Below are 25,688 nucleotides of genomic sequence, written 5' to 3' on the forward strand. Positions count from 1 at the left end.
CGATTATTTTTAAAAAAACTCACCCGTCGTTTGTGCAGAGGAGGTTCTATTCCCAGGGGCGTGCAGACCGACTCACAGAGACCGGCAAGCCATTCCACCGGCCTAAGCGGAATATGCATACTCGGGGCAGGAACCTGAAGTTGCGCGGAAATGCGATCCACGAGGTCATGCAAGGGAAGGTATCCATCTCCTCCGATGATGAACGCTTCACCCACCGCCTTCTCATGTGATGCACAAAGCAGAAACCCTTCAATCACATCATCAATGTATGCGGGATGAAACAACACATTGCCTTGTCCGATATAGATAAACTGTCGCTTTTTTATAGTGCGAAACAGTTTCAGCATACGAAGATCTTCAGGTCCGTACAGGGAAATCGGTCGAACGACGCTAATGGGCAATCCGGTTTCCTGATGAAACTTCCACACATATTGTTCCGCCATGAGCTTCGTTTCTTGATATAAATCCGTGGGGTTAAAAGGCGTTTCTTCATGAGCCGGAATCGACTGCACATCCCCATGGACGCCAATCGTGCTGCAATGGACCACGCGGGCAACCTCGTACTTCCTGGCGGCAGTGAGGACATTTTTTGTCCCTTCAACATTCACCGCATAGGCATCGGTCTTATCCGATCCCCCTTTTCGAAAATTTGAGACCAGGTGAAAGACTTTCTCCACTCCTTTCACGGCCTGCTCCACATCCGGGAGATTGCGGATGTCTCCCCATATGACTTCACATCCATTCTCACACAAAGCTGCACCCTGCTTGCTTCCCCGATGGGCGAAGACCCGAACCTCCTGACCGTCTGCGAGTAACCGCCTTACAAGATGGGTTCCCAAAAATCCTTTTCCGCCCGTGACTAAGACTCGTCCCATTACGCGTTTGCATCCTTTTTATTTTGAGCAACCACTAAAAGCATGTATCCACTCGTAAAAAATAGGGCGGCATCCAGTTTCGAAATCGTCCAAATAATCGGGTAGAGCAATGAATACATGGTGAACACTTTTTGATATTGCTTCAGATCTTTTCCGGTCACCACCAGCCCCTTCGCGGAAGTCCGCTTTCCTCTCTTCAGCAGATCGAACGCAAACGTGATCAACGTATCGATACATTCTGAAAAGAATTTGGAATAGGTCTTCTCCGATACCACCTGGAAATGATCGCCCAGTATCCGATTGATGTCCTCGGGGGTATATCCTGGGCGAAGATGCCCATGTTTCTCATCAGTCTGGCCAATGGCCAATCGAATTTTCCTGAGGAAAGTAGGCTTTATATGCGGCACATTCAGAACAATCCGGCCATGAGGCTTCACGATCCGATGCAGCTCACGGATAAAGGCCTCATCATTGGGAATATGTTCAAGGAAATCGATCACGGCCACACAGTCGAATTCATTGTCGGCAAATGGTGTGGGGCGATCATCAATCTGAAACACCCTCTCATGAATCAAATCTTGAATAGCCTCCACGGTGGTTTGATCCAAGTCCGCGCTTTTCCAATGTCCACCCCGTTGACGAAGCAGATAGCTGATCACGCCATTATCCGCTCCAATATCCAGGCACTGTAATGTCTTCGTTTCCCCGAGCGCTTCGGTCAGTTCTTTATATTTCCGTTGTTTCAAGACGGATTTTTTGAAGAGTCGCAAGGGCCATATAGGCTCTGCTTGTTCCGTCATGTTCATCCTGGATACAGACCTCGCACCATGGCCAACTCCTGTAGGGTCCGGCGTTCACTCCATCCCAACTCTTGGGAAAGGATATCCGCACACAAATTCAGGGGCTTATCGCCTGGATAACCAGCCGTCCCTAACTCTGTTCGGCGAAAAACCACATCACTTAATCGTTGGGCCATTTCTTCCCGCAAGGCATACCGGACTTCTGCTTGGAGAATCTCCATCGATTCTGACCCGTCAGGGTTGTTTCTTTCACTCGAATCAGGCAAATACCGAAGCACTGCGCGATAAGAAGACCCATAATTGTGAATCAAGCGATGTACAGCCTTTTGACTCAATCTCCCGGGTGGACATTTCATTTCCTGACTCAAAAATTCCTGGAATCGGCCAATATTTCCGCCATAAAGAGGGGCGAGAGCCGTTTGAGAAGGCGATGGAGTTCTGCCCAACACCCGAAACACCCGATCAACCACATGCTCGGCCACTCTTCGTGCCGTGGTGAATTTTACCCCCAGGAGCGAAATGACATTTCGGGCGCCCACGTCTTCCCTTGTACGGATGAAGGCTTCACTTTCCAGTTGAATATCTCCACGGCGAGACTCCCCATTAACTCCCGGGAGCAAACCACCATTGACCATAGCCACATCTTTCATGGTGAGGGCTGCTTGGGGATAGGCCTGATTGATTTCCTGCAAAAACTCATGAATATCTTCCTCTGAAATCCTGAATGCATCGGGTTTTCCTTCATACGAACGATATGAGGTTCCAATGAGAGAACAATTCCGCCAGGGCACCATAAAGAGCAGTCGTTTTCCCTTATTCAGCAGGGCACGGTCATCGGAATAGGATCCCCTGGCAGCCAGCCCCACCGCATAAGAAGAGAACAATGGACGGGTGAGAATATTAAAAGCTTTGACCCACGAACCCTTGCGGTTGCCTGGTTGATCAGACAACATGTCTTCAGTTTGATCCAACCAGGGGCCGCACGCATTCACCACCACGTTGGCCTCGACCTGGAAACGCTCTCCTGATAGTCGATCCTCCGCTTCCAGCCCACGAACCTGATCATTCGTTTTGAGATATCCCACCACCTTGACATAGTTCGCCACTTCCGCTCCCATCGATTCGGCAGAATGGAGAAATGACAGGAGCAATCGTTCTGAGTTGTACACCATGCCATCATGAAACACTCCACCACCCGTCAGATCATGTTCAGGAATATTCGGCAACAGCTCCAGCACCTGACGTCGAGAGAGAATCCGTCCCCGTGGAATATGTTTTTGAGGGTCATCCAATCGGTTTCGGTCAAACCCGATGAGATCGTTGATCGCTAAAGCACAAGCAAAAACCTCTTTCCCGCGCAGCCCATGCCCATAGGTGGGAATCAGGACCGGCAAGGGATGGACCAAATGGGGGGCAATGCGCATAAGAGCCATTTGCTCCTGGATTGATTCCCGCATTCGCGTAAAATCCCCATGCTGTAAATATCTAAATCCTCCATGAATAATCTTTAAGCTATTGGCCGATGTCCCTGAACCGATATCCCCTTGTTCAAGTAGCACCACTGATAACCCACGAAGGCTCGCATCCCAGGCCACACAGGCTCCATAAATTCCTCCGCCCACTACTGCCACATCGTATCGGGCATTCGCCAAACGGGGTAAATTTCTGGTCATCATCGCGCCTTAAGATTGAAAGAACCAGATTATCTAACAAGGTCGGGAAGGCTGCTGTACAGTTTCACGGAGATAATCATATGCAGCGTTCAATTTCATTCGAAATGCGGGAAAGCTGTACTTTTCATCGACCAGTTTCCGGGCTGCCAGACCCAAGGTTCGTCGTAGATCTTGGTTCTTAATAAGTTGAAGCATCCCTTCACCAAAGGATTCCGGAGTGGGATCGGCCAACAGGGCCACGTCCCGATTAATAACCTGGGTATGAGTCAGCAAATTCGTCGCTAAAACCGCCTTTCCGCTGGCGAGATAGGAATACAATTTCATCGGAGTATTATTGCCTTTAATTCGTGGAGAGACCAAAATGTCAGCTTGCGACAGATAGACAGGCAATTGATCAAGAGGTCGAGGGCCAAGGAAGTGAACATTCCCCTCGATACCCAATCTTTCTGCTTGGTGTTTATAGAAAACTCGATTGTCTTTTTCACCGCCCACAATGAATAGCGTGCTCTGGGGAGCTTCTTTCAAAGCCAGAGCGAAACTATCCAATAACAAATCGATTCCTTGATAGGTTTCCAGATTCCCAACATATAAAATCCGTATGCCCGGAACATCGAGATCCCTGTTCAACTTCAAGGGACTTGTCGATTCACCAAGAAGCGGAATATCTTCAAGGAGCATCACCTTTGAGGGATGATACGGTTCAATACGCTTGGCCAAGGCTTCGCACACAGGCAACACCACTGAAGCAGACTGTACGACCCGCCTTTCACACAACATGAACGCCTTTGCCAGGCAATCCAGGCCTGGATATTTCTCAATCATTTGTTGGGCTAACGAGGAGTCCATGTCATAGAGGTAGGGAATACGTGCTATCCAATGCACGACAAGCGCCATAAAGGCCGATTCTTCAACGGCATGAATGAGGTGGTAACGTTTTTTACAGAGCAACACCATCAACTTGGCACACAGAAGGCCATCACACACTAACTTCTTCCATGAAAACCCTGGTCGAATGTTGCCGAGAAATGACCATGCGGGGATTCGGTAAATACTCACATTTGGATAATCCACCGCTCTCCCTTCGTGGAAGGTGAGAACATCAACATTATCCCCGCGTTCAGATAAGACTTTGAGGACAAGATTGACCGCAATGGGTGTTCCTCGATCCTGGTAAAACGGATGGGGAGCCAACAGCAAAATATTCATATCAGCATCTCATTCAATGCGTACTCGAGACCTCGGTATTCGTGCGTGTCTACCCCATGCCATGATCACTAAAATCTTGCCCTCCCAAGGGTGACAAATCATTCGGCGCCCTTGGGTAGGGAGTAGACGAAGGTGGCAAACAGGCCCTTTCATGTGGGTATCGGCCTATTGAAGAAACGAGTTAACAATTGGGGAGAGGTGAGGGAGAAGAATCCATAAATTTATGATGACAACGCATTACCCACTCAGGCCATTTTTCTTGAGCACATGTGAGAAGTGTGATGGCAAAAAGGCATATTGGGAGCCAAATGGATCGAGAGGCCACTGGCGATGAGAAAATTCCTGGGTCCCCATCCTGTCGCCTTATTTTTGACCAATCACTATCGCATCCACACCCAAGGGTCGGCATAGGCCGTTAACCCAAGAAAGACCTGGTTGACTTTAATATCATCGACCGCCAAACCTTTTGATTTCTGATTGATATGGGAGTAGCTCACATTGCCGGAAAGCCATGTCAGAAAAAAATAAGTGATACCACCTTGAACCCGATAGGTATTGGTATCAAAGGCATCTCCGTCTTGAGTTGATTTGTTTTTCGCGTAACCGAGGGACGCAAAGCCATTCAATTTTGCGCTCAGGTTGTGTTGAATCCTTCCGGTAAGAGTTTGCGTGCGAGTCGCCTGAGAGGCCAATCCTCCCCCCCCACCGATAGTTTGATCTACAGTCAGGGAAATGTTTCCATTTCGATAGCCTTTCGTGATTGTTGCTCCCCCAACAAATGTACTCTGCCACTTCTCAGAAAGCGTTTTTGTGGTGGCTCCATTTTCATTCGTCTCTTTAGCACCTGTTTGTTTGCTAAAGGCTGCCCCCCCCTGAAGAGAACCCGTCAACAACGGAGTAAAATTATGGGAAATGGTCAATCGAGGCTGGTGGGAAACCAGTTTATCCGAGACGGTGACCTGGGTAGGCGTGCCGAGATAATCTGTCTGGAGATAGGTATAGGAAGGGATGATGGTCGTTTGCTCAGACTTCCCAAAGTGCACAGCAATTTTCCCAAAGTGTGTCACAGAATCTTGAAACCCACTCGAAAAAAAATGAAGGTACTGATTTTTGTAGCTAAAAACCGGAGTTACCGACGGCGTCATGGCATAGCCTAAGGTAATTCCGGAGAAATTCGAAAACGCACTGGCCCGGGAAGTAAACACTCCCTGGGTGCCACCGGTTCCCTGTGAAACTCCAGATCCGCCCAAGGCTCCTCCGGCCGCGCTTCCCGTACCACCATCACCCCCTCCTCTCCCATTAAACGCCGTGGACGCGTCCTGCGCTCCAGACAGAGAGAATGCATCCAATTGCGGGGTAAAACTCATGTTTTCATCAATGGTTACGGTCAACTTCTTATAACGTTTGGTCAGGAAAGGGAGGTCCAACAGAATGTTGGCGTTTTGAATATACCGATTTTGATCAGGGTTGTTGACAAATGCTGCAAGCCTGCCGAAATACGTCCCGCCAATCACAATATCAGGGTTGTCATATTTAAGGACAAGATTGGGCCCCAGTAAGGTTCCAAAATCATCCTCTCTGTCTTTATCATTGTAAAAAAGATTGTCCGTGTATGTTTGAGTGGCGTTAAAGGAGGATTCCAGAGTAAGCGCAGCTGAAACGAGACTCAAAGGGTACGCGATGGCCAGGAAGAGAATAAACAAAACCGGACGAAAGACATTCTGATTTCGCATGCTCTAAATCACATCCTCCTCATCTGATTGGCCAGACACCACCCCAAGCCCTGAAAAGGGCTGGCACTGTCGCCTCCAAATCTCAAGACAAGAGAATCAACCAATAAAACCGTGCATAATGTAATTTATCGGTCAAAAAAATGAAAAAATAAGCCACAAGTCAAAAAATATTTCAGGCTCAATGATTGTCTGAAAAGTTGGCGATGAAAAATCGTTACTGACTTGACTGGGGTTCATGACGAGAAACAACGAATTCCAAGGAGAACTGATGGGCGGCTTAATTTTCGGTTCACTTCAGAAGGTTTGAGGAGATTTAAAAATAGAAATGTGGGCCTACGACAGGAAGGATATGGGAGTGTTGCCAATTGAGGAATAGGCGTAAAGGTCCGCTACCAATTCACCAACAATTTTTTCCTATGGCAAAAAGGCCTTGCATAGAGGATGTGGGTGGGTGGTTTGCTGACAGACACCGTCTAATTAGGAGGGAATGAGGTTGCGATACGGCCCGAAGGAAAAGTCCTGAATGAGTTGGGTCAGACGATCATGAACCTTTTCTAGATTCAGGTAATGACGAAACTCTGAAAGCGTAGAGCCCCTCATACGAGGTTGAGTAGGGTCCAGCTCCCACGGATGGAGGTACATAATGAGAGGATGCCCCTGCGATTCGATTCGCTGCAAGAGTGGCTTGAGCAACCGATAGGGAAACAGACGAAAATATCCGCCTCCGGCAACCGGAAAGGTCATCCCGGCCCATTTACAGGTCGAAGGTGGCATCTCCCAAAGAGGACCTGAATCGGTGGAGATGGTGTGAATGGTTGGGATGGCACCAGGAATTCCATAGTAATCGTGGACGACGGCCATAATACTGGAATCATAGAGGTACCCCTCCTCTACCAGAATCGGCAAGGCCCATTCCGATTCCTTCGTAATAGAGAAAGTCGGAGCACGGTAACCGATGATGGGCACACCCCCAATATCTTCTAAAATATGTTTGGCCTGACGAATATCTTCCCTAAATGCCTCAGGCGTTTGCCCCGTAATGAGTTCATGCGCATACCCATGAGAGGCCAACTCATGCCCCGACTCCACAATGCGCCTGATTAACCCTTTGTGTCGTTCGGCCACCCAACCCAGCACAAACATCGTGGCATGAATCCCCTGCTTCTCCAGGAGATCCAGGATGAGATGAGTGTTGCGCTCTACCCGACTTTCATGCCTCTCCCAATGGCGGCGGCGAGCCACACAATCAAAAGCAGCCACCTGAAAATGTTCTTCAATATCGAAGCTCAACCCGTGAATCATGATGAATGCCCATCCTTTAAAGTGATTTCAGACCCTTTCGGTTTATCGAAGGGTACACTGAAGTCCGTTGAAGTGTAACGAGTGGCGCAGCGTGGGATCTCCCACGATTCACAAGTGGGAACTTGAAGGCATGAGGGGGTAAAGCGTGGGACGTAAGGGGTAAGGAGTGGGAAGTAAGCGGAGATTTTCTGGTGAAGTTTGATAGAGCAGACCTACGATGAAAAACACCAACACATTTGCTTCACCCTTTACCTTTCATACGGCATCTGTTCATTAAAAAATAAAAGATACATGCCTGATTACTCATGTCGAGAGGGACGGGGGGAGATTCGGCTACCGTTGCACTCTTCACCCTTTATGCCTCACGAAATATGACCCGAGCCCGACCACACGGAGTCATTCTAAAAGGTCCATCAAACTCCCTGTCAATTTCGCTTATCGCGCACCCTCTCCCCTAAACATGACACCAATGGTTCTCACAAGGATTCGTAAGTCCAAACATAACGAGAGATTTTTGACATAGTAGAGATCATATTGCAATTTGACATGCGAGTCTTCCAGCGAACCGGCATACTGGAAACAGATCTGCGCCCAGCCTGAGATTCCCGGACGAACGGTGTGTCGAAGGTCATAGTAGGGAATGGATTTGCGCAGTTCTTGCACAAAATGTGGACGCTCAGGTCGAGGGCCGACCAAGCTCATATCCCCTTTTAAGACGTTAATCAATTGAGGTAATTCATCCAATCGAAGCTTTCGAAGCCAAGCCCCCGTTTTCGTCACGCGCACATCTCCCAGGCTCGCCCACTGAATCCCTTCGGCCTCAGCATCATTCCGCATCGAACGAAATTTTAACAGGACATAGGGATATCCATGATGCCCCACTCGAGTTTGGCGATAAAAGATTGGTCCATGGGAGTCCGATTTTACCAACAGGGCTATCAAGCCAAACAAGGGGGCCAAGGCTATGAGGCCAAGAAACGCACCAAATACATCTCCAATACGCTTGAGAAACATAATGATCGGTTTTCGCCGGAATCCGGACGAAAAAATAAGAAAGCTTGGCTTAAGCTCGTCAATTGACAGGCGCCCACACTCGGTCTCATAGAGGCGATGTCCATCCACCACCTCAAGACCCATGGACTTCACATCCAATAAAGAATCAAGGGGCAACGTGCCTCGACGATCTTCCACGCAGACCGCGATCATTTCAATCTCGTTTTTTTCAGATATTTCAAACAGCTGATTGATGGTCCCAAGTACCTGGGGATTAACCAACGATGTTCCTACTAGGGAGGGATTATGCGACAAAAATCCTTTGACATCATACCGGAAAGACTGGTCGAACACTAAGACCCGTGCCAGGGCTTGAGCCAGGGGCCCGTCCCCTAAAATGAGGACCCGCTTTTTGGTCCACCGCTTTGGGGCAAATGTAAAAAAAAACCTCCTCCATGAACTTCGCATAAAAGACCCTAGCAATCTGAGGCACCCCACCTCATCACCGACACGTTCAAAATTTCCTGTAAGCCCCTGTCCGGAGATTGGATCGAGCCTCCCTGCTTTGTCCCACACCCTGTGGTATGTATTGATGCGAGCCTCATGCTCTAGCACATGCTTCGGGGCTTTCCCCAACATTCTGGAAGACGATTAAGCAGAAATTTCAAATGAAGTCAAAAGTAAAACCACCCGTTGCCCCACCGAATCTCTCACATTCAGCCTACTACTCCTCGTGGAATTTTCATTCCCGAAAAAAATTTCTCTACCCCTTGCTACCCAACGAGTAAGGAATGATGTAACTTTGCCGCACATAATAAGGCACACCTTGCGTCCAAGCATCGGTCAACACCAGTCTTGTGGGCCCTGCATGATGGATCATTTCAACAGCTTTTTGCACTGCATCCTTGGGGGTGACGCCGGACCGAACAACCATCAGGACGATTTGAGCCAATCCGCTTAAGACATTGACATCCGCCAATGGCAACACGGGGGGGGCGTCAAGAATAATAAACCGGTATCGTGATGTCACCATCTCTAGCATAGAAGAGAGATTTTGCAACTTGGCAAGGGGAACCGGATACCGACCGACATCTCCCACCGTCATGCACCACAACGGCAAATCAGGAATTTTTTGCAGACAGGATTCCAACAATCGATCAGTTCCCGAAAAATATTCTGCAACACCTGGCGCCTGATTGAGACCTAGGACCCTGTGCAAATTCGGACATTTAAAGTCACAATCAATGATGAGGGTCGGCTCATCCAAATCCCTTGCCAGGGTATAGGCAATATTCGCAGATGTGCTGGTTTTCCCCTCTCCCTTCATGGCACTCGTGATTAACACCACCTGGTTGGAAGCACCGGGATCCAGAAGATCCAACCGGGTCGCAGCCACCCGGTATTGCTCAGCCACAATGGATTTAGGCCGCCATTTGCTCACTAAATTCAACTGAGGGAGAAACTCCTCCTGAAAGGTTTTGTGGCGGTCTCCAGAGGCCCCAATTTCGGTTTCTTCCTTATCAGTGTCAGGACCGTTCCCTTTCAACAGGGAATCGACGCATTGAGACAAGGCGAGGTGCTTCCCATTGGAACCTGTCTGAGCACCCAATTCAATTGCGACCATTTTCATCGATTTCCCATAAGCCATCTTAAAACTGGGAATGGTAGCCAGGGTGGCAAGCCCTAACGACATTTCCGCCTCCTCCGAACGTCGGAAAGTCGGCCATAACAAATCCAAAAGAAAGGCGAGTCCAAAGCCCAATCCGGTCCCTACGATAAACCCGCCCACCGCAATTAATTCCCGGGGCTTTCCCTCCGGCTTGGTCGGCAAATTGGCCGGATCTAAAATACGAAATCGCTCTCCCTTTTGTCGTTTATCAAGATTTTCCGAAATCCTGGCATTTATACGATTTTCATGCAGGCGTTGATAGTGCCTCTGGATATTCTCGTAGTCCCGTTCCAGGGCAAGCAATGCCTGCTCATGATGCGGCGTGCCTTCAAGCCGCTTCTCCAAGCTTTTCATATTTCTTGAAACATCGGCCAACTGTGATTTCAACGGAGGTAGTTGAGAATTCAATTCCTTCTTGGTGTTCAGCAGCTCGGCCAGATAGGGATCGGAAGGAATCTGTTGTCCCCCCCGCACCATGGGGCGGTTCGCCAGTTCCTGCTCGGCATCCTTGATTTGTTTTTTCAAGGAAATGATATCAGGATAGGAATCCCTGTATTCACTCGCCAACTTCGCCAATTCACGGTTCAGCTCATGTAATCGCTGACTCAGAGGATCCGCTTTCCCCGGAAGGAGGGATCCCTGGGTTTTAGCCACCATCCCGGGGTTCGCCTCATAATCTAAAATGGTTTTTTCCAAGAGGTCCAACCGGGTATTGATGGAATTCATGGAATCCTGAATCCGGGTTTTTTCGAGTTGCAATCGATCGAGCGTCCTAAAATTCGCCTCTAATTGGGCAGGCAACTCTCCGACATACTTCATCCTATATTCCGACAGGGCCTTTTCTTTTTGATCTAAAGCTTCTTTTGCCGAAACAAGCTCCTGGTCCAAAAACTCCATCGCCCCTTCAATAAATTGTTCGCGAATCTTGATATTTTCATCGATATACTGAGAGGCCAACCTGGCCGTCACTTTCATGGCCACCTTCGGATCACGGTGTGCAAATGATATGTTAAAAGCCTCGATTTGCCCACCACTCCCCTTCGTTTCAATCTTAATGTTTGTGCGTAACCCCTCAATCACCCCCTCATACCCTCTGGCTTTAATATCGTCAGAATATAAGTGAAATTCTTCTATAATCTTCAGTAAACTGGTTCGGCTCAACACCTGCTGTGTCATGGTGGACACTCGGTCCGCAGTACTGCCTCCGACCACCGACGAGACATATTTTTCAGGAATTTTTTGTTGTTCAATGAGAATGACCGTTTCGGATCGATACATATCCACTTTCAGCCAAGCCAGAGTCCCACCAATGGCTATCCCCAGTATGACAAAACTTAGAATCAACCACTTTCGTCGAACAGCCAAGTCCCAAAAATCTTTGAGATATTTTTGGATGACAAGTGCAGGATCGGTATTGTTATGCGCTGCAGTAGTACCAGACATGGAACCCATGATATTCCTTCTATTGCGAGATCCCAGAATCTACCTGGCTAATCCGGTTTTTAAGCGGCATTTCGATTTACGGGACGATGACCGTATCCCCGGACCTGAGGGTGATGTTATACACTCCCCCATCCTCCGAAATAAGATCTGAATATCGAAGCGGGATCCGTGTTTCTGTGACATGACCCTTCTCATCTTTTTCCGTGCGAACGACTATGATGTTATTTCGGGAAGCGAATTGGGTAAATCCACCGGCTAAAGACATGGCCTGGAGAATCGTCGTATAGGATTTCAGTGGCAATTTCCCTGGCTTGACCACTTCTCCAACTACGAAGATATAGTAGCTATTCACCTCAATCACATTCACCGACACAGAAGGATTTTCTTTTACTGCCTTGAATTTTTCTGCAATTTTTTTGGCGACTTGATCAGCCGTCAATCCGCTGGCTACCACATCACCGATTAAGGCTAAAGAAATTTTTCCGTCCGGCCGGATCACGACCTGCCTCGATAGGTCAGGGTTTTTCCAGACGATCACTTCAATGACATCTTCAGGACCCAATACAAAGCCCTCTTCAGGGTGGCCTGGTGAAACAACCACGTCAGGTTTTAAACACCCCATACAGGCCAGAAAACCCATCAGGAGAATACACACCTTGCTACCTGTGGATGGAAAAGTATTCCTCATATGACCTCAATCAGACTAAAAAATGAGTGTTTACGGAATCAGGACCATGGTCTCAGAAGGTACGACAATCGTATCTCCGGGCTTTAACTCAACATTGTCAGCTCCCCGCAAAATAATATCATCGTAACTGACCACCAATTTCTGGGGTGCTTCGCTATCCATTCCCAATCGAAAAATGGTAATCCGACTCCGTACGGCATCCGGCGCCATTCCCCCCGCTAAGGTAATGGCTTGGATGAGTGTTGTTCGGCTTAACAAGGGTAATTTTCCAATTTTTCCGACGGCTCCCTGCACATAAAAGTAATAGCTATTCACCGCCTTGACCACAATGGCCACTGTCGGATTTTCCTTATAGGACTTGAGCTTTTGCGTAATATCATCGCGAAGTTCAGAGGTCGAGCGCCCCACTGCTTTCACATCCCCAATCAGTGGCAACGAAATTTTCCCATCCGGACGAACCATCACCTCTCTTGACAAATCGGGGTTGCGCCAAACACTGATTTCCAAAATGTCTTCCGGGCCAATGATGTAATCATCGATCACAATTAAGGCCCTTTTTTCGGCACGGCTTTCGGCTCGTTTCGCCTCTTCGGATATTGCGCCCACGTTTGAATCAGCACAAGCCAACCCGGTCAAGTTTAGAGTTAACAAACCTGTTACCAGAAAAACGACCTGGACACCCCTACGATACACACTCTCCATCATAACTCACCTCATTCCCCGTGAAAGATCCCCAAACACACTTGTTAGATAAGCTTTGCCCGTTTCTTCAACGCAATGGCCTTAACGGTATCATTCGGCCAGATTCGTAGAGGAAACTTGCCACCGATCGTTCATAGACCACGTCATTTTTCCGACTTCTCAGCTTGATCAACCGGATTGGGTCACATACAGAAATCGCTCGTTAAACTATCAATCGGTGGGCAGAGGATGAAAATTAAATACTAATAATTGATAATCTTTCATTTGTGTGACTCACAGACATGATGGCCATGGGCCTGAGAAAAGAAAATCCAAAAGAAGTCACCGGTGCCTTGAAGACCAAACGGAGGATTGACTTCTCCCAACGTACAATTGGACACAGAACGTGTCCTATGGAACTTTTCTGTAGGTCTAGATCAGAATCTTAGGTAGAACACTGTGAAGGATAACTTAGAAAGGACGAGGCATGAAGATGCGCAGAAAATTGACTGAAGAGAGATCTGGCCAATGATAGAATATTTGGTGCCCCCGACACGAATTGAACGTGCGACCCGCGGTTTAGGAAACCGCTGCTCTATCCGACTGAGCTACGGGGGCAACAAGTCTTATGTTAAAAAGCAATGGTTTTCATCTACAATCCTGGAGTGCCATATATTTATACCAGAATCTCCAGATGGTACACAGTAGACGTGAAAGGGTACCCTTTTTACCTAGTGAGAACAAGAGGACCCAGCGTATTCTTTGACCTGACATGAAACCGATCTCCAATCCCCAAAATCCTTTTGTTCCGGAAGTCCGCGATCGACTGGAGCCGCCTGCACCCGTGACTCCGGACATCTACGAAGAAACGGTGAAGACCATTCTCAGTCACAATACCAGCCCCGACCTCCCCTTTCGATGGAGCGTGAATCCCTATCGAGGGTGCTTTCATGCCTGTGCCTATTGTTATGCACGCCCCACCCACGAATACTGGGGGTTTGGATCCGGAACGGACTTCGAATCCAAACTGGTCGTCAAGGTGAATGCCCCGGCAAAGCTTCAAGAATCCTTGAACAGACGATCCTGGCAAGGGGAATTGATTGTCTTTTCAGGAAATACCGATCCTTACCAACCTCTAGAGGCCACATACAAACTCACCCGATCATGTCTACAAGTCTGCGCAGAATTCCAGAATCCCGTCGGACTCATTACGAAATCAGCCCTCATCGTGCGAGATATTGAGGTGCTGCAAGAGTTGCGTGACAAGGCATGGGTGCGGGTTTATTTGAGTATTCCCTTTGCATCAGATGACATTGCACGGAAGGTTGAACCGCAAGCCCCCTCAATTTCGAAACGGTTTGAGACATTAGAATTCTTGTCAAAAGCCGGGATTTCAACCGCAGTCTCGATTGCCCCTGTGATTCCAGGATTAAATGAACACGACATTCCACAGATTTTATCCCGAGCCCGGGATGCCGGAGCCCAACATGCCGCCTATATCCTGCTTCGTCTCAACGACAACGTGGAACAGGTGTTCGTTGAACGGATGACATACCATTTCCCCGATCGAATCCAAAAAATCCTCGCTCGCCTCAAAGAGGTTCGGGAAGGGCAGGTCGGAGAACGCACCTTTTTCAAACGCCATGTGGGTGAGGGGAAAACGTGGGATGTCATTGCCCAACTATTCGAGACCGCCTACCGGAAACAGGGTTTTCAGGACAGGTCCGATACCCCCATTCCCTCGACCTTTCGACGGCCCGGACCCACACAACTCTCTTTGTTTGAAGATCCTCCCTGCTAACCCCATCAGCCGACAAGTGGTTTGGCAAGACCCTGAGTCCTTCAGTACAATCCTTCTCTGACAATTTTTGCTTGCTCACTCAAAACCAAAGGACACACCCCATCTCATGATTCTTTCCTATTATGATCGGCCCTCACCTCTTTGGCGGTGCCTGGCATTCACCCTGCTCACCATCACTCTTATCGGATGCAGCGAAGACAAAACGCCCTGGCAACTCCACACGGAACAAGGCACGACCCTCATGGAACAAGGGAAGTTTCCGGAAGCTGAGCAGGAACTCCAGGCGGCGCTCGAACTGGCAGAACAGTTCGAAGGCCAGGACCCTCGCCTTACCCAGTCCATCACCAATCTCGCGATTCTACATAATGCGAAAGGTGAGCCGGAACAGGCTGAAACCATGCTTTTGAAAGCTGTGGCCATTCAAGAACAAGGCCCCAAACCTCAATCGGCCGAATTAGCCGCCAGCCTCAGTAATCTTGGCGCATTGTATGTCACCCAACAGAAATTCGACCAGGCTCAAACCTCATTTGAACGAGCCTTGGCCGTTCGGGAACAGGCACTGGGCCCTGATAACCCGGAGGTCATCCGTGACCTGGAGAACCTGGCCGCACTCTTTGTCCGGCAATCCCACTATGCCCAGGCGGAACCCTATCTGAAGCGAGTCCTCGACAGTCGGGAAAGAACCGCAGGGCCGGAAGCGCCTGAACTCATTGAGCCACTTAATAATCTCGCGCTCCTACATCGAGCCCAGGAACAGTACGACCAGGCAGAGGCGTTATTACTCCGGGCCTTAGCCCTCAAAGAGAAGCAAATTGGCCCCACCAACCCTCATCTCCTTGGAGGCTTGAATAATCTCGCGCTGCTTTACAGTACGGCTAAACAATTTCCACAGGCGACGCCTGTATTGGAACGAATGCTGACTATTAGCGAAGAGGGGTTTGGCAAGGAACACCCCCGGGTTGCCATTATCCTCAATCAATTGGGAGAAATTCACAGACTACAGTCCCAACCCGAGCAAGCCATCCCCTTGATCCAGCGCGCCATTGCCATTATAGAAAAAGCAGAAGGACCGGAACACTCAAGCCTGACCGGCCCTCTCAATAATTTAGCGCTACTGTATGTCACTACAGGACAATATGAAAAAGCTGACCCCCTGTTTCAACGAACCATCACCCTCACGGAACAGACCATGGGGAAAGACCATTTCCGGGTCGAACGAGCACTCAGAAATTACACCGCCCTTTTACGAAAAATGGGTCGTACCGAAGACGCCGTCACGCAGGAAACCCGGGCCAATGCCATTCACGAAAAAAATAATCCTCCAGTAACTTCTTCTCCGGGCTAACCCATCATCCTCCACACATTCGTGACCCGGACCTTCACCCTCAGCGGATTCTGACCATCTCCCTGCCCTTCCCCACATCGATGCGTCCCGTAAGGGGCGCATCGTGACGCCTGTCTAGACCCCATCCGCAACGATATGGTCATCACCAGGTACCCCCAATCCCATGTAAGGTGCGCCAGACCTGAAATATGTGGAAAAAGATAATCCCCAAAATTATTTCCTTTAAGCAGGATACGTCGGGAACCGAACAGAGTCTAGAGAGGATTCACTTCTCGAATGTCAGGGTGACTCTGTCGCCTACCAAAATGTGATGCGGCGTAAGGATACAGACAAAGAACAGCATTGCATTCTCTGACATAACCAATACTGGCCCGTGAGAGGGTAGTGGTTCTGATGATGTGATAGAAGAAGGAGACACGGGGGGTGCGACACAAAAAATTAAAATATCTGGCTAAACTTGCGTTGTTAGTTTTGATGGGTGTCTTCGGAAGCTTCCTGATTTCCGAAGCCGGGCTTCGTCTGATGAACATCTCGTATCCGGTCTTTCACGGTTTTGACCCTGTTAGGGGGCGAATTCTTGAACCGGGGATGGAAGGGTGGTTTCGTTATGAGGGAAATGCCTATGTTAAAATTAACTCTGCTGGATTTCGAGATGTCGAGCATCCCCTTCAGAAGCCAAAGGGGACATATAGGATCTTGCTTCTGGGCGACTCCTATACGGAGGCGAGGCAGGTTAGCTTAGAGAACACCTTTGGGAGAAAAGTCGAACAACAACTTCAATCCTGTGAACGGTTGCTCCCTCACAAAGTAGAGGTGATTAATTTTGGTGTTCCGGGGTATGGAAACGCCGAAGAATTAATCACGCTTCGGTCCCGTGGTTGGGCCTATGACCCCGACCTCGTCCTGACCATGTTTTTTAGCGGGAATGATCTCATCGACAATTTCCCCCGGGCGGAGTTGCGTGAACCTGAGTATATTCCTCGTCCGTACTTTCATTTTGATCAGGGAGAGTTGAAACTGGCATACAACTATCAAGAATGGTCTCCACCGCTTCTCAAATATCAACTGCTCCTTTGGGGCGTGCATAACTTTCGAACCTTGGAATTGCTCAACCAAGCCAACCGGGTGCTGGCGGCACGACAAATTAGGGACAGTCAAGAAAACGTCTCCAGCAACACAGGTCTCGCAGACTTTGTCTATGCTCCACCCCAGACACCGATTCATCGTGAGGCGTGGGACATTACCGAAGCCATTCTGAAATTAATGCATAAGGAAGTCCTGGAGCATGGCGCAAAGTTTTTTCTGGTCACCACCACCAGCCCTGATCAAATTGACCAGGAAGGTAGGCTATTGTTGCAGGAGCGCCTGGATGCCAAAAAACTGGATTACCCGGAGCAACGACTCCGAAAACTTGGCGAAACCGAGGGATTTCCCGTGCTCAATCTGTTATATGATTTTCAACAATATGCGGAGCAACATGACGTGCATCTTCACGGATTCCCGAATACAAAACTTGGGGCGGGACATTGGAATGAAAAGGGTCACGATTTAGCCGCCAAATTGATGTCAAAACGGATATGTGAGGATCCTTCCATTCTATAACGACCTCATCAACGCCTCACGATACCTCTGGAGATGTGTCTAGAGATGAAGTCCAGTCTGTGGGGCGCGAGACACTTTCCTCTACAGGCTCTCCCGTCAAGCAGCCAAGAGATCACCTGCTCGCCGTCTATCATCAACTCGTTCATTGCCACTATTCACATGACCTTTACGGTCCCATCCTTCCAAGGCATCAGAGTCCATACCTGGGTAAGATCGTCATCTCAGCTTTCATGCCGCTGTCATGTTTTCAATCTGACTTACACTCTGATGAGAAACGTGAATTTCCCTTGACACTTTTTCGACAATCCCCTATGGTTGCACCTCAAGGCTGACATCGCCGACAACATCTTGGAGCTTTTTCTCCAGATCGGATTGACCACAGGCCGGATGATGAACCGTCACGCTTCTCTCTCTTTCTTGCGCTCTCCCACAATCGTTCTCAGTGCCATGGTTCTGGTCGCCTTCACACAAGGCTGTACGACGAACCTCAAACCGATTCAAGATTTCGCAAACCTGTCGGCAGAGTCGGCTCAATACACGACACTGGTGGATGAATACCTGGAGTTTCCAAATCGGCAAAAACGGTATCAACCCCCAAATCGACATGCCAATCTTGACGCCATGGCCCAGGACCGTGCAGCACAAGAATCGGCCCTCCTCCTCCGCCAATCAATTATTGAGACATACATGAAATCCCTGGGACGTCTGGCGGCTGATGAAGTTGTCGATAATACCGAAGAACTGGCGAACCTCTCCGCTGCCTTAGAGTCTCAGACACCCACCAGTCCAGAAGAGGCAGAAGCGTTTAAAAAAATAGCCGGCATCGTGACCACCGTGGCGGTGAAACGATGGCGGCAAGATCAACTTCAGAATCTCATCGAACAAGCCAACACGCCAATTCAACAGGTACTCGAATCCTTACACCGCATCGTGTCAGACGGATTTGGCGGAGATCTTCAAACGGAGGAAGCCTCGATCCAAAATTATTACACGACCCTGACCATGGAATCACAAGACCCGGCAGGCAAAGCAGCGTTAGCCGAATGGAAAGACTTCAGGTTGTCCCAGGTACATGAACGGTCAGAAGCCGTCCAAACTTACGGAAAGGTCTTGGACAATATTTCTCAAGGACACCAACGGCTTTTCGATCAACGTCAGAATTTGACCAAAAAAGAGGTTCTTCAACAGGTTGGGAACTCGGTCAAAGACCTTCGATCACTGCTGGAAACCATTAAAAAACTGTAAGCGAGGATCGTGATGCCCCTGAGCGCTGAAGACGCCTTTGAGTTATCCAAACAATTCCGTGAACTCGGGATCAACTTGGGAAATTACCGGTTTGCCAACTGGAATAATCTGACCCCGACACAGCGGCGTGATTTAGAAGATGAGGAATGGTCCCTCTTGAATTCCTCTTCGGACATGACCGCAAAAGCGGTGGGATTGGCCTTGGAAGAATCTGAGATCACGACCCAAAGCATTAAAAGTTCGATCAGCAAAGCCAAACGAGCGATCAAAAAGCTGGAAAAGGTTGGTGAAGTTATCAAAGTAGCCACTGCCACCGTTGGACTTGCTGCCGCCATTGTAGCCAAAGACCCTGGCGCCATTGCGAAAAATGCGAAACTTGTCCTCGAAGCAGCCGACGCATAGCCTGCCCTGCCCAATCATTCCAATTGCCTCAAAATATTATTTACCGGGTCACCGTCGATTGCATCAGACTATTGGCGTGGGGTGGGGAAAAACCCTGGAAGCCCCTATGCCGCTCGGCAAGTTCGAGGACGGAGAATGCCTTCCCATTGACCTGCTCGGGAACCGTAAAAATCTGCCGTAAATCTCCTCCCCGCTCCCCAACAATCTGTCCCGCAAACATCACCCCTTTGGCAGTGAGCCGTTGAATGCTGGCTTCAATATCCGCCACGCGCACCGCAATATGGTGTAATGTTCGGTCCCCAAATTGCTTCACCCATGCAGGGATAATACTGGTCTTTCCCCGTTCACCATCATATGCCTGATCCACAAATAACGCGGGGCACCCAGGCGACCTATAGACTTTGGCCCACCAATCGTCATACTCCAGCGTTTCAGCATAGGCATATCCCAACAACAGAAATTCCTCAGCGCGTGGATCGATTGAACCAGTGCGTATCGTGATATGATCGACCACCGGAAACAAACCGATGCCAATCTCATCCAAAGCCTGACTCATCATGTTGGCCGCAGGATTTCTGGCGACATAATCATCAATATAGCGAGTGATGACCTGTTCAAGTTCGATCCCCTTCTTCATAACTTTTCCTCCCGGTTAGTCAATGGAAAATGCGATGCCTTGCGCCAACGGCAAATCAATTCCCCAATTAATCGTATTGGTTTGCCGACGCATATAGGCTTTCCAGGCATCAGAACCGGCCTCCCGCCCCCCGCCTGTTTCTTTCTCCCCGCCAAAGGCGCCTCCAATCTCCGCCCCTGACGTGCCGATATTCACATTCGCAATCCCACAGTCGCTTCCTTGCCCGGATAAAAATTGCTCGGCGTGCCGCACATGTAAGGTAAACAATGAAGACGACAACCCTTGTGGCGCTTGATTTTGGAGGGTAATCGCGTCGTCCAAGGAGGCATACGGCATGACATACAAAATCGGCGCAAACGTCTCTCGCTGCACCACCTTCCACTGATTCTCAGCACGTACGATCGTCGGCTCAACAAAAAACCCGGGGCCCTCGATCACACTCCCGCCACAGAGAACCTGGCCACCATCCTGCACTACTTCTTCAAGAGCAATACGAAATTCCTCCAAGGCCCGCTCATCGATCAGCGGCCCCATCAACACCCCTTCGTCCAGCGGATTACCCACCCGGACCTGCTGATAGGCCTGAAGCAGACGTTCCAAGACCTCCTCATACCGTGTCTCCTGCACAAACAACCGGCGGGTGGTCGTGCATCGCTGCCCGGCCGTGCCCACAGCCCCAAAGACAATGGCAGGAATGGCCAGATCCAAGTCGGCCGTCTCATCGACAATCACGGCATTGTTCCCGCTCAGCTCCAACAGGCTACGCCCTAATCGTTGGCCCACGACTTTCGCAACCTTTTTCCCCACGGGTACAGAACCGGTAAATGAAATCAATGGCAAGCGTTCATCAGCCACCATCGTCTGCGCCAATTCAACCTGGTCCGTAATGAACACAGAAAAAATTCCCGGAACACCTTGTTCCTTCATCACCTGGTTACAGATATGCTGAACGGCTAACGCACAGAGGCCAGCCTTGGGAGAAGGTTTCCACACCACCGTATCGCCGGCGATGGCGGCTAGAAACGCATTCCACGCCCATACGGCAACGGGAAAATTAAAAGCCGTGATCACCCCCACCACGCCGAGTGGATGCCACTGTTCAAACATCCGGTGCTGTGGCCGTTCGGACTGCATCGACAGACCATACAGCATGCGGGATTGCCCCACCGCAAAATCCGCCATATCGATCATCTCCTGCACTTCGCCGTCGCCCTCGGCCTTGATTTTTCCTACCTCCATCGACACCAGGGAACCCAGCGCATCTTTTTTCGCCCGCAGGGCATCACCGATCAACCGCACCACCTCCCCGCGCTTCGGAGCGGGAACTTGCCGCCACTCCCGATATGCCCGTTGCGATTCCTGAACGAGGGCGTCGTAATTCGCCCCGGAGCACCGGCTCACCTGAGCCAGAACCTGTCCGGTTGCAGGATTCACCGAATCCAACAAGCCTTCGCTCGTGGTGGCCACCCATCCCCCAGGGCCGGAACAAGCCCCGGCATTCACCGCTCTCAGCCCTAATTCATGAAAGACATCCATTACGCACCTCACCTCCTCTCACGTCCCAAAATATTCACAAATGCGAATTTTCCGGATCAAAGAACTTCCCGAACCGGTTGGCCAGGATTGAGGGGATATCAAAGGTCTCCTGCGTCACAAAACCCCGATAGCGCTCGGGACGGTCGAAAACAAGATCCACCACACTGCACATCCCGGCTGCCGTCGTCACCTGAATCGCAGACCACAATTTACCGGCAATCGTATGTGGATAGATTTTCTGCACAAAATTTTCTTCATACAGCTCTCCTTTTCGAAGACCCGTCACCGACGTATAGATCAGGACCACATCCTGCAAGGTCTTCGGCACGGCCTTTTCCAAAATTCGCTTCAAGGTCTCCCGGTCATCATTGAGTTTCAGATCATTCATCAGCAGATGAATTTTTTTACAGTGGCCGGGATAGCGCAGGGTCTTATAGTTCATTGTCCGGACCTTACCTGCATAGGTATCCGCCAACGTCCCCAGCCCACCCGAGGTATTAAAGGCCTCGTATAACAGGCCATCGATCGAAATGGTTTCGTATCCTTCGAGTGGCAGCAACGGCACTTCCTGGCTATTCTCAATCCCATAGCACGTATTGCCGTATTCATTAATCAAGCCGTCCGTCGACCACGTCAGCGAATATTTCAATACGTTGCTCGGATTTACCGGCAAGGCTCCTACACGCATCTTCACCATGTCTACGGTATCGAAACGAGTCATCAATTCATGCGCAACAATACTGATAAATCCTGGCGCCAGGCCACATTGCGGAACAAATGCCTTCTGTGCCCCTTCACTGACATTTTTGATGCCTTTGGTGACTTCTACATCTTCAGTCAAATCAAAATAATGAGCGCCGCAAGTGCGGGCCATCTCTCCAACCGCGAGATTACAATAATACGGAAGACTGGAAATGATTCCATCCGGTTCGACTAACTCAATAAATTTACTCAGAGCTTTCGAGTCTTGCACATCGACGGAAGACACCTGAAAATGCTCATGCACAATTTCCTTTTTCAGGCGCACAACCACCTCGGGATCCATATCTCCCAGACATACTTCAAAGTCTCCACACTCAACTAATAACGTGGCAATCAGCGACCCTATTTTTCCCCCTCCAAGAATACAAATTTTATCCATACCTACCCCTTTTCCAAAAAAACACCTTCTTTCATTATTTTACTCCTTTTTGACACTCATGGTAGTAGCCTTGAAGCTGACAGAAGAAAATTTTTCCATACAAAAAACGAACCCTCGCAGAGACCGAAACATGTAGATGGGAGAAACATGGCATTGACAGCTGAATTAATCCAAGATAGCGTCATTCAAGTTCGGTTTCCAAGAAATAAAATCTGATGAATTCCTCTGTCACCATGTATTCCGACTCTGTTTGTCTGTAATGATTTTTCTCGGAACATCTCATTTCCTAAATAGCCGCCAACGAGTCGTTGACTATCAAATGGATGCCGCATGAACTGCGTCAGGATACTCAACCCTCGTTACGACCGGACAGGGAATACCTTGAAAGGGTGTGGCGGCATTCGATCTATCCCATGGCCGAACGGTTGGGTATTCGCATCAAACTTCCGAACATTTCCCCTCAACCCCATACTGGTCTGGCATTTGAAGGGTATCAATACGCACTTAGTCAGAGACAGGGGCCGGCGTATACTCACCGAATGTTTACCGCATTCTTCCAGGAAGAACGCAACATCGGAGAACTCTCGGTACTCACAGAGATGGCAGAGGAACTGAGATTGGGGCCATTGGATTTTAAACACGGGCTAGAATCAAGAAAATATCGGGAACGCCACCGACAGGCTCTCCGGCACGCACAAGAAGAGATGCATATCACAGTCGTTCCGACCGTCTTAAGGGGCAGCCACAGACTTGAGGGACTACCCTCTCTTCACAACTTCGATTATTTCTGAGAAAGATTGAAGACTGAGCATTACAAAAAGCAGAGAAAGTGATGGACGTGAAAAGGACGAAAAGAATGGTGGCAGGCTTGGTTGCCGGGATCTTACTCTGGGGACCCGTTTTCTGCTTTGCAGGCTCGGAAACGATTCAAGATTTTCGACTGTGGACTCCTGTGTATGTCAACTTTCCTATCTCTGGTCCGGTGAAAGGGTACCTGGAGGCCAATCCACGATTTTCCGACGATGCCTCACAAATTAACCAGCTCCTTCTTCGACCGGCTATCGGGTATCAACTCACGACCAACATCTCGCTCTGGCAAGGGTACGCCTGGGTTGCCAATTATCAACCGAGCTACACCCAGGAACATCGGATATTCCAGCAACTCATCTACAACAACAAATTTTCAACATTCACATTATTCAGCCGGTCCCGTCTCGAAGAACGGTGGATCCAACACGCCATCGGAACAGCCGTTCGCGCTCGAACCATGCTTCGAGGAACGTTCCCGCTGCCAGCCTCCCCTGCCATCGCAATCGCCGTCTATGATGAAATTTTTGTGAACCTCAATACTATTCGTCAGGGGCCTGAAGCCGGCTTCGAACAGAACCGGTTTTTCCTGGGCCTCAACTACACCTTCTCCCCCAACCTCAATGTGGATGCGGGTTATCAACTACAGATCATTAACACGCCCCTTTCGGGTACAGTCAACCAGGCTAACCATATTCTTCTTCTGCAGTTCTTTATCAATCTATAAAATTTCTCACGGCTATCCAAGTGAGGTTAGTTAGCCATGATGGTGTCCAATAGCCCCTCTGACGAATGCCAAAATGGTATCCTGAAAAACGCGTTTCTCAGTCTTTTCTCTACCCCAACTTTTGTGATGATCAGCTTAGAATAATTGAGGTTTATTATGGAGCAGCTACATGTTTTACCCTATATCCTCTTTAATATATCTTCCTCTAAGATGCACCACCTTTGAAAATCCAATTGGTACATATAATTTTTTCCCGAAACCACACACCTACTGTGGAGTAAACTCGAAAAACTGGGAGTCAGGTGGGCACACCTGATCTTGTCCAGCCACCCAAGGAGGGGTAAACCCTATGAAGAGGATTTGGATTTCAGTCCGAATACCACAAGGCATAGTGTATGACCCGACAAATACCCCCCTTGAATTTTGCAGCCAGGATTACGGTCACCCTTGTCTTTTTCCTCATCGGATTGTTCGCTAGCCCTGTTTTCTCGGCTTCTTCCATCCAACTAACCTGGATCGCGAGTCCGGAGCCTGACCTGATGGGCTATTATGTGCATATGGGCACATCCCCCAGGTCTTACCACGCCACGAAAAATACCGGCCTCAACCCGTCATATGTTTTCCAAAACCTGCCAGAAGGACTCACCTACTATTTTACGGTCACGGCATTTGATCAATCGGGAAACATCAGTGCACCTGCGGAGGAAGTGGCTATTACACTTCCAACACAGAACACAAACCCGAATCCTCATAAAAATCAGGACCTGAATGGGGACGGGAAGGCCGACCTGGTCTTTCGAAACACGAAAACCGGAGAGGTAGTCGTGTGGCTGCTCAATGGCACGAGCGGCACGGCCACAGGCATTCTGGGCCAATTACCAACAGAATGGGCCCTGAGGGGAGCAGGCGACGTGAATGGAGACGGGAAGGCCGACCTCATTTGGCGCAATGACACGAGCGGCGCGGTGGCAATCTGGTTGATGAATGGCTTGACCATCACCTCGACCAGCTTTCCCGGCAGCGCGCCGGGGGCTTGGGATATTCAGGCCGTCGGGGATCTCAACGGCGATGGCAAAGCCGATCTCGTCTGGCGCAACACCCTTGATGGCAACACCGCCATATGGCTCCTGAATGGGACCGCGAGTGTTTCCGCTGGTTTTCCTGGGGGTGTCTCGTTAGGATGGGAGATCGCCGCAGTGGGCGATGTAAATGCGGATACCAAGGCAGATATTATTTGGCGAAATGCCACGAGCGGTGCAGTGGCCCTGTGGCTGATGGATAGCTTGACCATCACCTCGACCAGCTTTCCCGGCAGCGCGCCGAAGGTTTGGGATATTCAGGCCGTCGGGGATCTCAACGGCGATGGCAAAGCCGATCTCGTC

Annotated in this window: 21 protein-coding genes and 1 tRNA gene; 8 read left to right on the plus strand and 14 right to left on the minus strand. The window is 49.5% G+C overall.

Annotated elements, in window-relative coordinates; all coding sequences use genetic code 11:
* The 11 genes from AAH187_RS08690 to AAH187_RS08740 form a co-directional block, all read right to left on the minus strand.
* Positions 1-875: NAD-dependent epimerase/dehydratase family protein (locus AAH187_RS08690; protein WP_342348057.1), on the minus strand; the 875-nt coding region annotated here is incomplete at its 3' end.
* Positions 875-1,675, minus strand: a complete 801-nt coding sequence (locus tag AAH187_RS08695) for a class I SAM-dependent methyltransferase (RefSeq protein WP_342348058.1) — start codon at positions 1,673-1,675, stop codon at positions 875-877. The genes AAH187_RS08690 and AAH187_RS08695, both read right to left, overlap by 1 nt.
* Positions 1,676-1,677: 2 nt before the next feature.
* Positions 1,678-3,351: a glycerol-3-phosphate dehydrogenase/oxidase gene (locus AAH187_RS08700; RefSeq protein ID WP_342348059.1), complete on the minus strand. Its 1,674-nt coding sequence runs from the start codon at positions 3,349-3,351 to the stop codon at positions 1,678-1,680.
* Between the two features lie 30 nt (positions 3,352-3,381).
* Complete coding sequence (locus AAH187_RS08705) at positions 3,382-4,554, minus strand: glycosyltransferase family 4 protein (RefSeq protein ID WP_342348060.1); 1,173 nt, start codon at positions 4,552-4,554, stop codon at positions 3,382-3,384.
* 380 nt (positions 4,555-4,934) lie between these two features.
* A complete protein-coding gene (locus AAH187_RS08710) occupies positions 4,935-6,287 on the minus strand; it encodes a hypothetical protein (RefSeq protein ID WP_342348061.1) in 1,353 nt (450 codons plus the stop codon).
* 477 nt (positions 6,288-6,764) lie between these two features.
* Complete coding sequence (locus tag AAH187_RS08715) at positions 6,765-7,589, minus strand: XrtA system polysaccharide deacetylase (protein ID WP_342348062.1); 825 nt, start codon at positions 7,587-7,589, stop codon at positions 6,765-6,767.
* A 435-nt stretch (positions 7,590-8,024) separates the two neighbouring features.
* Positions 8,025-9,050, minus strand: a complete 1,026-nt coding sequence (locus AAH187_RS08720; protein ID WP_342348063.1) for a TIGR03013 family XrtA/PEP-CTERM system glycosyltransferase — start codon at positions 9,048-9,050, stop codon at positions 8,025-8,027.
* A 295-nt stretch (positions 9,051-9,345) separates the two neighbouring features.
* Positions 9,346-11,694, minus strand: coding sequence for an AAA family ATPase (locus AAH187_RS08725; RefSeq protein WP_342348064.1), 2,349 nt, complete (start codon positions 11,692-11,694; stop codon positions 9,346-9,348).
* A gap of 76 nt (positions 11,695-11,770) precedes the next feature.
* Positions 11,771-12,382 (minus strand): polysaccharide biosynthesis/export family protein, encoded by a 612-nt coding sequence (locus tag AAH187_RS08730; protein WP_342348065.1) that lies wholly within the window; start codon positions 12,380-12,382, stop codon positions 11,771-11,773.
* A gap of 30 nt (positions 12,383-12,412) precedes the next feature.
* A complete protein-coding gene (locus AAH187_RS08735) occupies positions 12,413-13,087 on the minus strand; it encodes a polysaccharide biosynthesis/export family protein (RefSeq protein WP_342348066.1) in 675 nt (224 codons plus the stop codon).
* A 517-nt stretch (positions 13,088-13,604) separates the two neighbouring features.
* Positions 13,605-13,681 (minus strand) — tRNA-Arg (locus AAH187_RS08740).
* Between the two features lie 154 nt (positions 13,682-13,835).
* Here AAH187_RS08740 and AAH187_RS08745 point away from each other — a divergent pair.
* The 5 genes from AAH187_RS08745 (at position 13,836) to AAH187_RS08765 (ending at position 19,458) form a co-directional block, all read left to right on the plus strand.
* The gene (locus AAH187_RS08745) at positions 13,836-14,864 is read left to right on the plus strand and encodes a PA0069 family radical SAM protein (protein ID WP_342348067.1); all 1,029 of its coding nucleotides are present in this window, start codon (positions 13,836-13,838) and stop codon (positions 14,862-14,864) included.
* A 106-nt stretch (positions 14,865-14,970) separates the two neighbouring features.
* Positions 14,971-16,209 carry a tetratricopeptide repeat protein gene (locus AAH187_RS08750; RefSeq protein WP_342348068.1) on the plus strand — a complete coding sequence of 413 codons (1,239 nt, stop codon included), beginning with the start codon at positions 14,971-14,973 and terminating at the stop codon, positions 16,207-16,209.
* A 423-nt stretch (positions 16,210-16,632) separates the two neighbouring features.
* Complete coding sequence (locus AAH187_RS08755; protein WP_342348069.1) at positions 16,633-17,811, plus strand: SGNH/GDSL hydrolase family protein; 1,179 nt, start codon at positions 16,633-16,635, stop codon at positions 17,809-17,811.
* A 387-nt stretch (positions 17,812-18,198) separates the two neighbouring features.
* Positions 18,199-19,056: a hypothetical protein gene (locus AAH187_RS08760; protein ID WP_342348070.1), complete on the plus strand. Its 858-nt coding sequence runs from the start codon at positions 18,199-18,201 to the stop codon at positions 19,054-19,056.
* Positions 19,057-19,068: 12 nt separating this feature from the next.
* Entirely contained in the window at positions 19,069-19,458 is a 390-nt protein-coding gene (locus AAH187_RS08765; protein WP_342348071.1) for a hypothetical protein, read from the plus strand.
* A gap of 40 nt (positions 19,459-19,498) precedes the next feature.
* Here the strand turns inward: AAH187_RS08765 and AAH187_RS08770 are convergent, their stop codons facing one another.
* From AAH187_RS08770 to AAH187_RS08780, 3 genes are read right to left on the minus strand one after another with little or no spacing between them, the layout of a single operon-like run.
* A complete protein-coding gene (locus tag AAH187_RS08770; RefSeq protein WP_342348072.1) occupies positions 19,499-20,095 on the minus strand; it encodes a VOC family protein in 597 nt (198 codons plus the stop codon).
* Between the two features lie 15 nt (positions 20,096-20,110).
* Complete coding sequence (locus AAH187_RS08775; RefSeq protein WP_342348073.1) at positions 20,111-21,631, minus strand: aldehyde dehydrogenase family protein; 1,521 nt, start codon at positions 21,629-21,631, stop codon at positions 20,111-20,113.
* A gap of 34 nt (positions 21,632-21,665) precedes the next feature.
* The gene (locus AAH187_RS08780; protein ID WP_342348074.1) at positions 21,666-22,772 is read right to left on the minus strand and encodes a saccharopine dehydrogenase C-terminal domain-containing protein; all 1,107 of its coding nucleotides are present in this window, start codon (positions 22,770-22,772) and stop codon (positions 21,666-21,668) included.
* 308 nt (positions 22,773-23,080) lie between these two features.
* On the opposite strand from AAH187_RS08780, the gene AAH187_RS08785 reads away from it, so the two are divergent.
* The 3 genes from AAH187_RS08785 to AAH187_RS08795 form a co-directional block, all read left to right on the plus strand.
* Positions 23,081-23,563, plus strand: coding sequence for a DsbA family protein (locus AAH187_RS08785; protein WP_342348075.1), 483 nt, complete (start codon positions 23,081-23,083; stop codon positions 23,561-23,563).
* A gap of 47 nt (positions 23,564-23,610) precedes the next feature.
* Positions 23,611-24,306 (plus strand): DUF2490 domain-containing protein, encoded by a 696-nt coding sequence (locus AAH187_RS08790; protein ID WP_342348076.1) that lies wholly within the window; start codon positions 23,611-23,613, stop codon positions 24,304-24,306.
* A gap of 395 nt (positions 24,307-24,701) precedes the next feature.
* Positions 24,702-25,688: FG-GAP-like repeat-containing protein (locus AAH187_RS08795; protein ID WP_342348077.1), on the plus strand; the 987-nt coding region annotated here is incomplete at its 3' end.

The organism is uncultured Nitrospira sp. (genome assembly GCA_902500695.1).
In the GTDB taxonomy this organism is placed as follows: Bacteria; Nitrospirota; Nitrospiria; order Nitrospirales; family UBA8639; genus Nitrospira_E.

Coding starts and splice junctions, on each gene's coding strand:
- AAH187_RS08720 (WP_342348063.1), bottom strand. CDS start 9,050: ATGCGAAGTTCATGGAGGAGGTTTTTTTTTACATTTGCCCCAAAGCGG.
- AAH187_RS08775 (WP_342348073.1), bottom strand. CDS start 21,631: ATGGATGTCTTTCATGAATTAGGGCTGAGAGCGGTGAATGCCGGGGCT.
- AAH187_RS08710 (WP_342348061.1), bottom strand. CDS start 6,287: ATGCGAAATCAGAATGTCTTTCGTCCGGTTTTGTTTATTCTCTTCCTG.
- AAH187_RS08760 (WP_342348070.1), top strand. CDS start 18,199: ATGATGAACCGTCACGCTTCTCTCTCTTTCTTGCGCTCTCCCACAATC.
- AAH187_RS08780 (WP_342348074.1), bottom strand. CDS start 22,772: ATGGATAAAATTTGTATTCTTGGAGGGGGAAAAATAGGGTCGCTGATT.
- AAH187_RS08715 (WP_342348062.1), bottom strand. CDS start 7,589: ATGATTCACGGGTTGAGCTTCGATATTGAAGAACATTTTCAGGTGGCT.
- AAH187_RS08730 (WP_342348065.1), bottom strand. CDS start 12,382: ATGAGGAATACTTTTCCATCCACAGGTAGCAAGGTGTGTATTCTCCTG.
- AAH187_RS08705 (WP_342348060.1), bottom strand. CDS start 4,554: ATGAATATTTTGCTGTTGGCTCCCCATCCGTTTTACCAGGATCGAGGA.
- AAH187_RS08695 (WP_342348058.1), bottom strand. CDS start 1,675: ATGACGGAACAAGCAGAGCCTATATGGCCCTTGCGACTCTTCAAAAAA.
- AAH187_RS08765 (WP_342348071.1), top strand. CDS start 19,069: ATGCCCCTGAGCGCTGAAGACGCCTTTGAGTTATCCAAACAATTCCGT.
- AAH187_RS08745 (WP_342348067.1), top strand. CDS start 13,836: ATGAAACCGATCTCCAATCCCCAAAATCCTTTTGTTCCGGAAGTCCGC.
- AAH187_RS08750 (WP_342348068.1), top strand. CDS start 14,971: ATGATTCTTTCCTATTATGATCGGCCCTCACCTCTTTGGCGGTGCCTG.
- AAH187_RS08725 (WP_342348064.1), bottom strand. CDS start 11,694: ATGTCTGGTACTACTGCAGCGCATAACAATACCGATCCTGCACTTGTC.
- AAH187_RS08770 (WP_342348072.1), bottom strand. CDS start 20,095: ATGAAGAAGGGGATCGAACTTGAACAGGTCATCACTCGCTATATTGAT.
- AAH187_RS08735 (WP_342348066.1), bottom strand. CDS start 13,087: ATGATGGAGAGTGTGTATCGTAGGGGTGTCCAGGTCGTTTTTCTGGTA.
- AAH187_RS08700 (WP_342348059.1), bottom strand. CDS start 3,351: ATGATGACCAGAAATTTACCCCGTTTGGCGAATGCCCGATACGATGTG.